We start from the raw sequence: 12,336 nt of genomic DNA, 5'->3' as shown, positions 1-12,336 counted from the left end.
AAGGACATTAAGCGGGAAACCCGCACCCTCCGTCTCGGACAGGACGGGGCCTTGGACGGCCCCGCCATCCCCGGCTTGCGCCGGGAAATCTTATTGCGCGGTGGTCGCGCTGCTCAGGTCGAGCGACACACCCGGACCCATGGTCGAGCTGATCGAGACCTTTTTCATATAGGTGCCCTTGGCGCCCGACGGCTTGGCACGGTTCACCGCCTCGACAAAGGCGCGGACGTTCTGGGCCAGCTTGTCAGCGTCGAACGACACTTTGCCGATACCGGCATGAACGACACCCGCTTTTTCAGCCTTGAACTGCACTTCGCCGCCCTTGGCCGCCTTGACGGCATTGGCCACGTCAACGGTCACGGTGCCGACCTTGGGGTTCGGCATCAGGTTGCGCGGGCCAAGGATCTTGCCCAGACGGCCGACCAGCGGCATCATGTCGGGGGTCGCGATGCAGCGGTCAAAGTCGATCTTGCCGCCCTGAATCGCCGTCATCAGATCTTCCGCGCCAACGATGTCGGCACCAGCGGCCTTGGCCTCATCGGCCTTGGCATCACGGGCAAACACCGCCACGCGCACATCCTTGCCGGTGCCGGCGGGCAGCGTCACCACACCGCGAACCATCTGGTCGGCGTGACGCGGATCAACACCCAGATTCAGCGCGATTTCAACGGTTTCGTCGAACTTGGCCGAGGCGGCGCTTTTCACCAGATTGACGGCATCCTCAACCGACAGGTTGGCCTTGCCATCAAACGCTTCACGAGCGGCGGCTTTTTTCTTGGACAGTTTTGCCATGACTTAGCCTTTCACCTCGATACCGATCGACCGGGCGGAACCCAGAATGATCTTCATCGCCTGTTCGACATCATTGGCCGACAGGTCTTTCATCTTGGCTTCGGCGATCTCGCGCACCTGCTTGACCGTCACGGTGCCAGCGGTCGCACGACCCGGCTTTTCCGAACCCTTGGCGCGGCTGCGCTTGCCGACCGGCTTGAGGCCAGCGGCCTTTTTCAGCAGGAAGGACGCGGGCGGCGTCTTGGTTTCAAAGGTGAACGATTTGTCGGCGTAATAGGTGATCACGACCGGAACAGGCGAACCTTTTTCGATTTCCTGCGTCTTGGCGTTGAACGCCTTGCAGAATTCCATGATGTTGATGCCGCGCTGACCCAAAGCCGGGCCGACGGGCGGGGACGGGTTCGCCTGCCCCGCCTTGATTTGCAGCTTGAGGCTGCCGATGACTTTCTTGGCCATGTGGCCTCTCCTTTGTCGTCAGGCCCAAAGGGCCGATCTAGCGGTGCGGCACCACGCCTCCCGCAAATGTCACGAGGTTTTGGAAACCTGCGTGAATTCCAGTTCCACCGGGGTCGGACGGCCAAAGATGGACACCGTGACCTTAATCCGGCTCGACACTTCGTCCACCTCTTCGACCATGCCCGAGAACCCCTCGAACGGGCCGTCGGTGACGTTGACCTTTTCGCCCACGTCAAAGCGGATCAGGTTGCGCGGCGCGGCCTTTTCGCCAGCATCCGTGCGGTTCAGCATCGCGTTCACTTCGTCGTCGCGCATCGGCATCGGCTTGCCCTGCGCACCCAGAAAGCCGGTGACGCGGTTGATCGAGTTCACCAGATGATAGGTCCGATCGGACATATCCATGTGAACCAGCACATAGCCCGGCATAAAGCGACGCTCGGACGTTACCTTTTTGCCGCGACGAATCTCGATCACCTCTTCGGTGGGGACCAGAACTTCGTCGATCTCATCCTCAAGCCCCTTTTCGGCAGCGGCCTGACGGATCGCCTCTGCGACCTTTTTTTCAAAGTTCGACAGGACGCTGACCGAATACCAACGCTTTGCCATGTTCCGATCGACCCCTGTTCGTCTTACGGGCCGCCCGTTGCGACCCCGTGAATTTCGCCCCGCCCGTCAAAATTGAAATCGGCGCGCATACCGAATCGATGCACGCCGCTGTCAGGGCAGGTTCAGCGCGTTTACCGTTGCGCGCCCCCGATTGCAACCCCGCAGTTACCCCGAGATCAGCCGCAGCCCCTGCGTCATTCCGGTGCGGATCAGCAGATCGACGAGGAAAAAGAAGATGCTGAACAGCGTCGCCATGATGAACACCATGATGGTAGTGGTCACGACTTCGCGGCGGGTCGGCCAGGTGATCTTGCCGACTTCGGCGCGAACCTGGCTGATGAACTGGACGGGATTGGCCACGGCTGGCTCCTAGTATGTGCAGCGCGTCAGATAGCGCGGGGCGACGCCGGGATCAAGGGCATGGTGCGACCTGATCGCGCCGCACCCGCGGCAGGTGCCACCGTCAGACCAGAGCACCGCGCGCGGTGGCCGCCCTCTCGGCTGCCTGCTCCAGAACGTTCCAGACGGCGTATACCCCGACGCCTTGTTCGCGGAGGATTTTTCTGTCGTTGTTGCGGATCTCTTCGTTATACAATTCAGGAATTCCGCCGCCAATATCCTGTTCGTTATATTCCTGCGGGCTGTAGGCTGCGCCATCGGCATCATAAAGCGTCATTCGGCCCCGTGAATCGACGTCAATCAGTTTTCCAAATCCGGTCAGACTAATGGAAAAGCCCGCAGCCTCGCCCTTATAGGCAGCATTGGTGACTTCAGCCGAGGCAAAGCTGAACATACCGGCAAGAGTTGCCCCCACTTCTTCCATCATTTTAGCAGACCGCAAGAGTTCTGAATTTCCGGCATCCCGCGCCAGTTTAGATGCTTCGAAATCTGGCAGGATGACGCCACTTTTGGAAACACCGATCAACTGCCCGGACGGGGCGTAACGCGCATCACCGGGGGGCGGCATATTCTGCGCGACATCCCGACTGTATTGAGACAGTTTTTTACCAAAGTGATAGGCGACGACCATGGCATCGCGCCGGTCGGTATAGGGCACGTCGGTCTGCGCCACTTGCTGGCCCATGCGCGGCGTATAATCCACGCTCATGAACATCGAATAGCCCTCGAACTTGAACCGGGGATCGCTGACGACCTGGCCACTTGAGACACCCGTCCGAGCCTCTTCCGGCTCTTCATCAAATGGGCCAACCTCCCCACGTCTGAGCGCACGCATCCACTCTGAACTGGCTTCGAAAGCCACCTTATATTCCTCAACCTGTTTCAGATGCTCCTTCCATACATCCACGTCCCATCCGTCCGGAACATAGAAGTCACCCAGATCATTACTGGGTTCAGCCTTCCCAAACCTGAAGGCCGGTGCATCAATCGCAGTGCCATGAGATTCGGGCCGGGCTACGCTGACAGGCAGCGTTGATCCTGATGTCATAAGAGTCAATGCAACTTGGGCTGATGTCACATTCATGGCGTCCTCCTTGACGCAGGTAAAAGCAGCGGATACCGATCCAACTACACGCTAAGGTAGATCGATTCGAATCACAACTCCTCTTTGGCGTGCATTTGATTCAACTTTTAACTACCATGCGAGGGAAGTATGGCGACCATTTTCGGCACAATCGGACATGACATCCTTAACGGAACCAGCGGTCATAATTTCATAGATGGAAGGGGCGGGAACGACACCATTTATGGCGGGGATGGATTGGATACAATCTACGGAGGCAATGGAGACGATCACATCTACGGAGGAAACGGCGTCGATATGATCTACGGCGGATCTGGAAATGACATTATTTTCGTAGATGATGCGCTCGATTATCGCTTCAAAGGAGGCGACACCATTGACGGTGGAGGCGGCAAAAACGAAATCCGAGCATATTCAAACTCAACGACCGGATCGGTTCTGGCGATCAAATTGGGTGAAGTCTCTAATATCGAAATCCTTTATAACGCCACAGCAGAAAAATCTCTGATAATTCAGGGGGCCATCAGCATCGACGTCTCGTCCATCAAAAAATACGACACAGCCGGAGGAAAGCTAAGCCAAATCTGGGGCAGCGACCTGAACGACACCATCAAGGGATTTGACATAATCCAGATGAAGAACCCGGCAGGGATTTGGGAAACCGTTCACTTTAACGATATCATCACCGGCGGTGCCGGGAATGACCATATTTTCGGCAATGCGGGTGACGATCATCTGCTGGGTGAAAGCGGAAATGATACGCTGGATGGTGGCATCGGCAATGACACGCTTATGGGCATGGCCGGTGACGACACGCTGATCGGGCGCGATGGATATGACTCGCTTTATGGCGGGGCCGGGAATGACACATTCCTGTTCGATTATAGCACTTATTTCACCCTGAACGATCCAGATTACGAAGACATTGATATCATCAATGATTCCACCCAAGGGGAGGACATCATTCACATCACGAACACCAGCGGCGCGCTTGATTTCGACAACATGCTGATGGAAGATCTTGAGGACAGCTTTGCGTTCCTTATCAACCCCGGAACTGCGGTTTTCGTCAAAGGCATCAGCACCGCAGATATCACCGCCGCCGACTTCCTGTTCACCTAAAGCAAAAGGCCCCGCGCATGACACACGGGGCCTTGATGAACATATTGCGAAAAGATCAGTCTTTCGCGCGTTCGACGTAGGAATTATCCTCGGTGTTAATCACGATCCGCGTGCCCACGCCGATATGCGGCGGCACCATCACGCGCAGGCCATTATCGCAGATTGCAGGTTTATACGACGACGACGCGGTTTGCCCTTTTACCACCGGCTCGGTCTCGGTGATTTCGAGGGTGATCTTGGCGGGCATTTCAATGGAAATCGGCACGCCATTGTAAACTTGCAGGAAACAGCTTGCGCCCTCTTGCAGATAAACGGCCTGATCGCCGATCACATCGGGCGACACCACGACCTGCTCATAACTTTCCGGCTCCATGAAGTGATAGCCTTCGCCATCTTCATACAGAAAATTATACGACCGTTCGTCCACATGGGCACGTTCGACCTGTTCGGTCGTCCGCCAGCGTTCGCTGACCTTCACGCCGTCGGAAATGCGGCGCATATCGACCTGAGTGACCGGCGTGCCCTTGCCCGGATGGAAGTTCTGGGCGGTAAGCACGACATACAGCTTGTCGTCCAGTTCGACGACATTACCTTTGCGCAGGCTAGAGGCGATGACCTTCACGAATGGCTCCTTGACCATAAATCGGGGCGCGCCTAAGGGCGCGGGATGCCACGCCATAGCGCGGACGAACAGATTTCACCAGACCCGAGGATGCGCATGAACGATTGGTGGCGACCCGAACGGCATGAAGGGCGGCGCCCTGCCCTGCTGGCGCGGAACCGGATTCAGCGCCTGCTGCGCGGCTGGCTGGACGATGAAGCCTTTACCGAGGTGGACCCGGCCGCACTGGCCGTATCGCCGGGGAACGAGGCGCATCTGCACGCCTTTGCCACCGATGCCATGGGCGATGACGGCACGGCGCGGCGGATGTATCTGCACACCAGCCCCGAATTCGCGATGAAAAAGCTGCTGGCGGCGGGGGAAACCCGGATCGCCGCCTTTGCCCATGTCTGGCGCAACCGCGAGCGTGGGCCTCTGCACAGCCCCGAATTCACCATGCTGGAATGGTATCGCGCGGGTGCCCCTTATGATGCGCTGATGGCGGATTGCGCCGCCCTGCTGCGGCTGGCGGCACAGGGGGCCGGGGTTGCGGCGCTGCGGTTTCGCGATGCGGTCTGCGATCCCTTTGCCGCGCCAGAGCGGCTGTCGGTGGCGGAGGCCTTTGCCCGCCATGCCGGTGTCGATCTGGCCGCGACGCTGCACGATGACGGCACCACCGATGCGGCAGCCATGGCGGCGCAGATGCGGGCCGCCGGGCTGCGCCATGCCGCCGACGACACATGGGCCGACATGTTCAGCCGCGTTCTGGTGGAAAAGATCGAGCCGCGCCTTGGCATGGGCCGCGCCACCGTTCTGGACCGCTACCCCGTGGCCGAGGCCGCGCTGGCGCGCCCCTGCCCCGACGATCCCCGCTTTGCCGAGCGGTTCGAGCTGTATGCCTGCGGCGTCGAGCTGGCCAACGGCTTTGGCGAGCTGACCGACCCCGCCGAGCAGCAGCGCCGCTTTACCGCCGAGATGGACGAAAAGCAGCGCGTCTATGGCCACCGCTATCCGCTGGACGACGACTTTCTGGCGGCTCTGGCGATCATGCCGCAGGCCAGCGGCATCGCGCTGGGGTTTGACCGGCTGGTGATGCTGGCCACCGCCGCGCCGCATATCGACGCGGTGATCTGGGCGCCAGTGCCGCACGGTTGACGCCCGCCGCCCCGCGCGTCACCATCGCGACAGCACAAGGGGGGAACCATGACCGACTGCCTGTTTTGCCGCATCACATCCGGCGCGCTGCCCGCCCATAAGGTGGCCGAAACCAATAATCTGGTCGCCTTTCTGGACCTGCACCCGATCCGCCCCGGCCATACGCTGGTCGTGCCGCGCGAACACCATGTCTGGTTCGAAGACATGCCCGCCCCCCTTGCCGCCGAGGTGATGGACCTGTCGCAGCAGATCGCCCGCGCGCAGAAAAAGCTGTATGGTGTCGAGCGTGTGGCGATGTTCTTTACCGGCATCCATGTGCCGCATGTCCACGCCCATGTCGTGCCGATGCACCATGTCCACGACGTCAGTTCCGCCGCCTATCTGGCCGACGGGCCAGACGGCTATTCCGTCCCGACCAGCCCCACCGCCGAAGAACTGGCCGCCACGGCACAGACCCTGGGCGCCGAGGTCTGATTGGCGGCCAGCGGCCAGCCGTCCGGCATCCACGACAATACACGCCAAGGCGGCGGCACAGGTTACGACAAAATCCGGGAAACCGGCCTGGCAGGGGCAGAGGGACTCGAACCCCCGACCCTCGGTTTTGGAGACCGATGCTCTACCAACTGAGCTATACCCCTAAGGCCGGTCGTCTGATTACGGCGGATGCCCGCCCGGCGCAAGGGGGTTCAGCGCGTCGGCACCGGAGTTTCGCCAGAATAATCATAAAAGCCGCGCCCGGTCTTGCGCCCAAGCCAGCCCGCTTCGACATATTTCGTCAGCAGCGGACAGGGGCGGTATTTCGTATCGGCCAGCCCGTCATGCAGCACGTTCATGATCGCAAGGCAGGTGTCCAGCCCGATGAAATCGGCCAGTTCCAGCGGTCCCATCGGGTGATTGGCCCCCAGCTTCAGCGATTCGTCGATCGAGCGGACGTTGCCGACGCCCTCATACAGCGTGTAAACGGCCTCGTTTATCATCGGCATCAGGATGCGGTTGACGATGAAGGCCGGGAAATCCTCGGCACTGGCGGCGGTCTTGCCGATCTTTTCGACCACGCCCAGCAGGGTCTTATAGGTTTCCTCATCCGTGGCGATGCCCCGGATCAGTTCCACCAGTTGCATCACCGGCACCGGGTTCATGAAGTGAAAGCCCATGAACTTGCCCGGCCGGTCGGTGCGGCTGGCCAGCCGCGTGATCGAAATCGACGAGGTGTTCGAGGTCAGGATCGTGTTCGGTTTCAAATGCGGCAGCAGATCTTCGAAGATGGCCTGCTTGACGGTCTCGCGTTCCGTTGCTGCCTCGATCACCAGATCGGTCTGGCCCAGATCGGTCAGCGTCAGCGTGGTTTTCAGCCGCCCAAGCGCCGCGGCCTTTTCCTCGGCGCTGATCTTGCCGCGGCTGACCTGACGTTCCATGTTCTTGTCGATCAGCGCCACGGCCTTGTCCAGCGCCTCGCGGCTGATGTCGGTCATCAGCACATCGTATCCCGCCAGCGCAAAGACATGAGCGATCCCGTTGCCCATCTGCCCCGCACCGATCACGCCAACCGATTGAACCGCCATATCCGCCCCCTTCTGTGACTGCGCGGACGATAGGGCGGCTGGCGGCGCGGATCAATCACGAAAGGCGGTCGTCACGAAATGGCCACCTGCGGTGCCGCCTGTGCGCGACACCGCAGACCGGCGGATTACGACCGGAACACCTCGATCACCGGCAGATCGGTCAGCGAGATGCCCAGCAATTGCAGCGCGGGCAGCGAAACCTGACTGCCGCCACTGGCAGGGCCGTCCAGCGGCATCAGATCGACCTTGGCCGATTTGCCATTCGCCGGGTTCACGATCCGGCCCACGGCCTGCGTTTTCACCAGCGGCGTCTTGATCCAAAAGCCCGGCTGCGTCGCATCCCCCAGCGAAGCAACGGTCGTGCCCAGACGGGTTTCCGCACTGGCCGCAGGCTTTTCGGCGGCGGCGGCGCGCTGAGCGGCGGTGGTGGTGTTCAGTTGCGCCGCCGTCGCGCGGGCGGCCGGGCGCGGTGCCGGGGCGCGGGTCACGGCGGCGGCGGCCTGAACCACCTCGGGCGCTTGCGGGGTTTCCGCTGCCGCGCTGGTCGCGGGGCGTTGCGTCGTGGCCTGCGTGGTCGCCGTAGCGCAGGCAGACAGCGCCAGCACCGGCAGGATCAGCGCCAGCGGGCGTTTGGCAAAACTCGGGACGGTCATCGGGCTTTCCTCGGTTGTTTCGCGCCACGCTAGCGGCAGTTGCGGCATCGGTCCAGCGACGGCTGTGTGATCGGGTCGTGCTTGTGCTGCGGTCGCCACGCTCTTAAATCAGGCAGATGACCTGCGCACCCTTGATCGACCCCTTTGCCCGGCCCATCACCTATTTGCGGGTGTCCGTGACCGACCGCTGCGATTTTCGCTGCACCTATTGCATGGTCGAGCATATGCAGTTTCTGCCCAAGGCCGACCTGCTGACGCTGGAGGAGTTGGACCGGCTCTGTTCCGCCTTCATCGGCCTTGGCGTGCGCAAGCTGCGCGTGACCGGCGGCGAACCGCTGGTCCGGCGCGGCATTATGGAGTTTTTCCGCGCCATGTCCCGCCATCTGGGCGCGGGGCTGGACGAGTTGACCCTGACCACCAACGGCAGCCAGTTGCGCCGCTTTGCCGCCGAACTGGCCGAATGCGGCATCCGGCGGGTGAATGTGTCGCTGGACACGCTGGACGCCGACAAGTTTGCGCAGATCACCCGCTGGGGCCGGCTGAATCAGGTGCTGGACGGGCTGCGCGCCGCACAGGACGCCGGGTTGCGGGTCAAGATCAACACCGTCGCACTAAAGGGCTTCAACGAAGACGAACTGCTCGATCTGGTCGGCTGGTGCGGCGATCAGGGCTTTGACCTGACCTTCATCGAAGTCATGCCCATGGGCGAGATGGAGGGCGAGATGCGGCTGGACCAATATTGGCCGCTGATCGACCTGCGCGCCTGTCTGGCGCAGCAGTTCACCCTGACCGATCTGGCCGAGCGCACCGGCGGCCCGGCCCGCTATGTCCGGCTGGCGGAAACCGGGCAGAAGATTGGCTTCATCACCCCGCTGACGCATAATTTCTGCGAAAGCTGTAACCGTGTGCGCGTCACCTGCACCGGCGAATTGTTCATGTGTCTGGGTCAGGAAGACCGCGCCGATCTGCGCGCGCCCCTGCGTGCCAGCCGCGACGACGCCGCCCTGACCGACGCGATCCGCGCCGCCATCGCACGCAAGCCCAAGGGCCATGATTTCGACTATTCCCGGCAAACCGTCTCGGGGCAGATGTCCCGCCATATGAGCCACACGGGCGGCTGACGCCCCGCGCCGCGCTGCCCGACCGGGCGGCCCCTAAACCGGAATCCCCAGATAGCCCATGGCCGGGCCAAGCTGCGTTTCCTCGTATCCGAAATGCGACCGGATGGCGCGGTCCAGCCGGTTGAACGCGGCGGTGCAGGCGCCAAAGCTGGCATCATCGGGCGCATCGGCCAGATCATCCGCCGCCTGCCGCAACTCGCCGATCAGGCTGTGGATGACCTCGTGTTCGGCCTTCAGCCGGTCCAGCACCGCGTCCAAGCCCGCCTGCGCATGTTCGGCAATGGCAGGAAACATCCACTGTTCTTCGATGTCATGGTGGTTTTGCAGCAAAGCGCATTGCCGCCCGCAGACAGAACCGAACATCGCCAGATTCTGCGTCAGCGACATTCCGGCGATGGCTGTTGGCAGCACCTGCGGGCTGGCCAGACCGGCGCGGATATCCGCCATCAGCCGGGCCACCGCCGTCAGTTCGTTCAGATACATCCGATGGATGCGCGCCAGCCCCTTGCCGTGCAGTTCCTGCATCGGCGTCAGGCCGGGGATCGGCGGGGCCTTGGGGCGGGCCGCGTCGTCCTCTAGCTGTTCGGGCGTCATGACGGGGTGACACCGCGAATGCGTTCCGAACGGCGGCGCAGCAGTTCAACCGTGGTCAGCAGCGCGATGGAAAAGAACACCAGCAGCGTGGCTATGGCCAGAATCGCCGGGCTGATCTGTTCGCGGATGCCGTTCCACATCTGGCGCGGAATGGTCTGCTGTTCCGGCGCGGCAATCAGCAGCACCACGATCACCTCGTCAAAGCTGGTGACAAAGGCGAACAGCGCCCCCGAAATCACCCCCGGCAGGATCAGCGGCAGCGTGATCTTGAAGAACGTCCGCCGCGGGCTGGCCCCCAGCGAGGCCGCCGCCCGGTTCAGCGACTGGTCAAAGCCGACCAGCGTTGCGGTGACGGTGATAATCACAAAGGGAATTCCCAGCGTGGCATGGGCCAGCACGATCCCCAGATAGCTGCCGGTCAGACGCCCGCAGGCCGGCCCGCCGTCAGAACCGCTCATCCCCAGAATACCGCAGGGGTTCGAATAGAAAAAGAACATCCCCAGGGCCGAGATGATGACCGGCACGATCATCGGCGAAATCAGCATCGCCATGATCGCCCGCCGGAACGGCATTTCCGGCCGCGACAGGCCAAGCGCGGCCAGCGTGCCCAGAAACGTCGCCACCAGCGTCGCGCTGACTCCGATGATGACCGAGTTCTTGGCCGCCTTGATCCAATGCGCGTTGTTCCACGCATCCTGCCACCACGCCCAGCCGGTGTTGCCGCCGGGGTTCTGCATCCCGAAGGTCAGCAGCGTCTGATACCAGCGGGTGCTGTAACCCTCGGGGTCGAGCGTCAGCATCTTTTCCGTAAAGGTGAAATATGGCTCCGCGTTGAAGGACAGCGGAATGAACACCAGAATCGGCGCGATCAGGAACACAAAGATCGCCGTGCAGATCACCAGATAGGCGCCGTGCCACAGTTTTTCCAGCGGAGAGGCATAAGAAGGAAGCGCCATGGTTTACCCCAGTTTCAGGTTGTCGATGCCGACCATGCGGTCATACAGCCAGTAAAGCACCAGCACGATCACCAGCAAAATGGTGGACAGCGCCGCCGCCAGCGACCAGTTCAGCGTCTGTGTGGTGTGCATGGCGATCATGTTGGAAATCAACTGCCCCGAGGCACCGCCGACCAGCGCGGGCGTGATGTAATAACCAACGGCCAGAATGAACACCAACAGCGCCCCTGCCCCCAGCCCCGGCAGGGTCTGCGGGAAATAGACGCGGCGGAAGGCCGTCCAGCTTGTCGCGCCAAGGCTGCGGGCGGCGCGGACATAGGACGGGTTGATCGTCCGCATCACCGAATACAGCGGCAGCACCATGAACGGCAGCAGGATATGCGTCATCGCGATGATCGTGCCGGTCATGTTATAGATCATCTGCAACCGGCTTTGCTGGCCGATGATGCCGAAAAAGATCAGCAGATCGTTGATGACGCCCTGCTGTTGCAGCAGCACGATCCAGCTTGTCGTGCGCACCAGAAGCGAGGTCCAGAACGGCAGCAGCACAAGGATCATCAGCAGGTTCGATTTGCGCATCGGCAGCGTGGCCAGCAGATGCGCAATCGGAAAGCCCAGAACAAAGGTGGTCAGCGTGATGACCGCCGACAGAACCAGCGTGCGGATAAACAGCTTTACATAGATCTGCTGCTGTTCGGGAACGGCGGTGATGCTGCCCGCCTCATCCCGCGTGCGATCCACGGCGGCCAGATAGAAATCGCCCGTCACCGCATTGGCCGACTGCCGCATCTTGGCCCACAGCAGGGGGCTTTCCCAGCGGGCGTCGATTTCGGCCAGCGCGGCCTGATAGGGCGGCTCCATATTGCGGGCCGCGCGCCCGGTCGAGGTGAACAGCGACCGCGCCCCCGACATGTCATAGTTCAGGCGCGTGCCCGCGCGGGCGATGGTGCGGGCGGCGGCGGCCTCTTTGATGTCGTCGCCAAGCGCCGTCCAGGCGGCATCATCCGGGGGCGTGCCGGGCGCGGTGTTGTGAAACCACTCGGTCACGCGCGGCATATTGGCCGCAAACTCGGCGTTATAGAACGAGCGCTGCAACATCTGCCCGATGGGCACCAGAAAGGTCAGCAGCACGAACAGCAGCAGCGGCGTGACCAGCAGGAACGCCCGCCGCCGCGCCCGCGCCTGCGACCGCATCAACGCGCGCCGCAGCGGCTTGCCATCAGCGGTGCGCATCA

General features: G+C 61.7%; 15 protein-coding genes and 1 tRNA gene. 4 read left to right on the top strand and 12 right to left on the bottom strand.

The window, feature by feature from the left end:
* Window positions 1-90: 90 nt before the first annotated feature.
* The 5 genes from rplA to Q4G14_RS11285 all read right to left on the bottom strand — a co-directional run bounded on the left by rplA (window position 91) and on the right by Q4G14_RS11285 (window position 3,337).
* A complete protein-coding gene (gene rplA, locus Q4G14_RS11305) occupies window positions 91-792 on the bottom strand; it encodes a 50S ribosomal protein L1 (protein WP_303361850.1) in 702 nt (233 codons plus the stop codon).
* Between the two features lie 3 nt (window positions 793-795).
* The gene (gene rplK, locus Q4G14_RS11300; RefSeq protein ID WP_303361849.1) at window positions 796-1,248 is read right to left on the bottom strand and encodes a 50S ribosomal protein L11; all 453 of its coding nucleotides are present in this window, start codon (window positions 1,246-1,248) and stop codon (window positions 796-798) included.
* A gap of 69 nt (window positions 1,249-1,317) precedes the next feature.
* The gene (gene nusG, locus Q4G14_RS11295) at window positions 1,318-1,854 is read right to left on the bottom strand and encodes a transcription termination/antitermination protein NusG (protein ID WP_303361848.1); all 537 of its coding nucleotides are present in this window, start codon (window positions 1,852-1,854) and stop codon (window positions 1,318-1,320) included.
* Window positions 1,855-2,019: 165 nt separating this feature from the next.
* Window positions 2,020-2,214 (bottom strand): preprotein translocase subunit SecE, encoded by a 195-nt coding sequence (gene secE / locus Q4G14_RS11290; RefSeq protein ID WP_303361847.1) that lies wholly within the window; start codon window positions 2,212-2,214, stop codon window positions 2,020-2,022.
* Between the two features lie 103 nt (window positions 2,215-2,317).
* Window positions 2,318-3,337 (bottom strand): hypothetical protein, encoded by a 1,020-nt coding sequence (locus Q4G14_RS11285; protein WP_303361846.1) that lies wholly within the window; start codon window positions 3,335-3,337, stop codon window positions 2,318-2,320.
* A gap of 129 nt (window positions 3,338-3,466) precedes the next feature.
* Here Q4G14_RS11285 and Q4G14_RS11280 point away from each other — a divergent pair, with 129 nt between their 5' ends.
* A complete protein-coding gene (locus tag Q4G14_RS11280) occupies window positions 3,467-4,459 on the top strand; it encodes a calcium-binding protein (RefSeq protein WP_303361845.1) in 993 nt (330 codons plus the stop codon).
* A gap of 55 nt (window positions 4,460-4,514) precedes the next feature.
* On the opposite strand, the gene efp is transcribed toward Q4G14_RS11280, so the two are convergent.
* Window positions 4,515-5,081: an elongation factor P gene (efp, locus tag Q4G14_RS11275; protein ID WP_303361844.1), complete on the bottom strand. Its 567-nt coding sequence runs from the start codon at window positions 5,079-5,081 to the stop codon at window positions 4,515-4,517.
* A 45-nt stretch (window positions 5,082-5,126) separates the two neighbouring features.
* Between efp and epmA the strand changes: the two genes are divergently transcribed.
* The gene (gene epmA / locus Q4G14_RS11270; RefSeq protein ID WP_303361843.1) at window positions 5,127-6,215 is read left to right on the top strand and encodes an EF-P lysine aminoacylase EpmA; all 1,089 of its coding nucleotides are present in this window, start codon (window positions 5,127-5,129) and stop codon (window positions 6,213-6,215) included.
* Between the two features lie 48 nt (window positions 6,216-6,263).
* On the top strand, window positions 6,264-6,689 hold the full coding sequence (locus Q4G14_RS11265) for an HIT family protein (protein WP_303361842.1): 426 nt from the start codon (window positions 6,264-6,266) through the stop codon (window positions 6,687-6,689).
* Between the two features lie 88 nt (window positions 6,690-6,777).
* On the opposite strand, the gene Q4G14_RS11260 is transcribed toward Q4G14_RS11265, so the two are convergent.
* From Q4G14_RS11260 to Q4G14_RS11250, 3 genes are all read right to left on the bottom strand, one after another.
* Window positions 6,778-6,853: transfer RNA gene (locus Q4G14_RS11260), tRNA-Trp, on the bottom strand.
* Window positions 6,854-6,901: 48 nt separating this feature from the next.
* Window positions 6,902-7,777, bottom strand: a complete 876-nt coding sequence (locus Q4G14_RS11255) for a 3-hydroxybutyryl-CoA dehydrogenase (RefSeq protein WP_303361841.1) — start codon at window positions 7,775-7,777, stop codon at window positions 6,902-6,904.
* A gap of 125 nt (window positions 7,778-7,902) precedes the next feature.
* Window positions 7,903-8,430 (bottom strand): hypothetical protein, encoded by a 528-nt coding sequence (locus tag Q4G14_RS11250; RefSeq protein WP_303361840.1) that lies wholly within the window; start codon window positions 8,428-8,430, stop codon window positions 7,903-7,905.
* A gap of 116 nt (window positions 8,431-8,546) precedes the next feature.
* Here Q4G14_RS11250 and moaA point away from each other — a divergent pair, with 116 nt between their 5' ends.
* Entirely contained in the window at window positions 8,547-9,551 is a 1,005-nt protein-coding gene (gene moaA, locus Q4G14_RS11245; RefSeq protein ID WP_303361839.1) for a GTP 3',8-cyclase MoaA, read from the top strand.
* A 33-nt stretch (window positions 9,552-9,584) separates the two neighbouring features.
* On the opposite strand, the gene Q4G14_RS11240 is transcribed toward moaA, so the two are convergent.
* The 3 genes from Q4G14_RS11240 to Q4G14_RS11230 are packed head-to-tail and all read right to left on the bottom strand — an operon-like array spanning window position 9,585 to window position 12,334.
* Window positions 9,585-10,145 carry a hemerythrin domain-containing protein gene (locus tag Q4G14_RS11240; protein WP_303361838.1) on the bottom strand — a complete coding sequence of 187 codons (561 nt, stop codon included), beginning with the start codon at window positions 10,143-10,145 and terminating at the stop codon, window positions 9,585-9,587.
* Window positions 10,142-11,101 (bottom strand): ABC transporter permease, encoded by a 960-nt coding sequence (locus tag Q4G14_RS11235; RefSeq protein WP_303361837.1) that lies wholly within the window; start codon window positions 11,099-11,101, stop codon window positions 10,142-10,144. The genes Q4G14_RS11240 and Q4G14_RS11235 overlap by 4 nt, the downstream gene beginning before the upstream one ends.
* Before the next feature lie 3 nt (window positions 11,102-11,104).
* The gene (locus Q4G14_RS11230) at window positions 11,105-12,334 is read right to left on the bottom strand and encodes an ABC transporter permease (RefSeq protein WP_303361854.1); all 1,230 of its coding nucleotides are present in this window, start codon (window positions 12,332-12,334) and stop codon (window positions 11,105-11,107) included.
* Between the last annotated feature and the right edge of the window lie 2 nt (window positions 12,335-12,336).

Origin of the sequence: Paracoccus sp. (in: a-proteobacteria) (assembly GCF_030538755.1) — a bacterium.
GTDB lineage: Bacteria > Pseudomonadota > Alphaproteobacteria > Rhodobacterales > Rhodobacteraceae > Paracoccus.
The sequence above is the reverse complement of the archived record's forward strand: the minus strand, read 5'-3'. Positions and strand labels throughout refer to the sequence as shown.

What these genes read in the sequence shown, in the direction of transcription:
- rplA (WP_303361850.1), bottom strand. Translation starts at nt 792, where the DNA reads ATGGCAAAACTGTCCAAGAAAAAAGCCGCCGCTCGTGAAGCGTTTGAT.
- rplK (WP_303361849.1), bottom strand. Translation starts at nt 1,248, where the DNA reads ATGGCCAAGAAAGTCATCGGCAGCCTCAAGCTGCAAATCAAGGCGGGG.
- nusG (WP_303361848.1), bottom strand. Translation starts at nt 1,854, where the DNA reads ATGGCAAAGCGTTGGTATTCGGTCAGCGTCCTGTCGAACTTTGAAAAA.
- Q4G14_RS11285 (WP_303361846.1), bottom strand. Translation starts at nt 3,337, where the DNA reads ATGAATGTGACATCAGCCCAAGTTGCATTGACTCTTATGACATCAGGA.
- Q4G14_RS11280 (WP_303361845.1), top strand. Translation starts at nt 3,467, where the DNA reads ATGGCGACCATTTTCGGCACAATCGGACATGACATCCTTAACGGAACC.
- epmA (WP_303361843.1), top strand. Translation starts at nt 5,127, where the DNA reads ATGCCACGCCATAGCGCGGACGAACAGATTTCACCAGACCCGAGGATG.
- Q4G14_RS11265 (WP_303361842.1), top strand. Translation starts at nt 6,264, where the DNA reads ATGACCGACTGCCTGTTTTGCCGCATCACATCCGGCGCGCTGCCCGCC.
- Q4G14_RS11255 (WP_303361841.1), bottom strand. Translation starts at nt 7,777, where the DNA reads ATGGCGGTTCAATCGGTTGGCGTGATCGGTGCGGGGCAGATGGGCAAC.
- Q4G14_RS11250 (WP_303361840.1), bottom strand. Translation starts at nt 8,430, where the DNA reads ATGACCGTCCCGAGTTTTGCCAAACGCCCGCTGGCGCTGATCCTGCCG.
- moaA (WP_303361839.1), top strand. Translation starts at nt 8,547, where the DNA reads ATGACCTGCGCACCCTTGATCGACCCCTTTGCCCGGCCCATCACCTAT.
- Q4G14_RS11240 (WP_303361838.1), bottom strand. Translation starts at nt 10,145, where the DNA reads ATGACGCCCGAACAGCTAGAGGACGACGCGGCCCGCCCCAAGGCCCCG.
- Q4G14_RS11235 (WP_303361837.1), bottom strand. Translation starts at nt 11,101, where the DNA reads ATGGCGCTTCCTTCTTATGCCTCTCCGCTGGAAAAACTGTGGCACGGC.
- Q4G14_RS11230 (WP_303361854.1), bottom strand. Translation starts at nt 12,334, where the DNA reads ATGCGCACCGCTGATGGCAAGCCGCTGCGGCGCGCGTTGATGCGGTCG.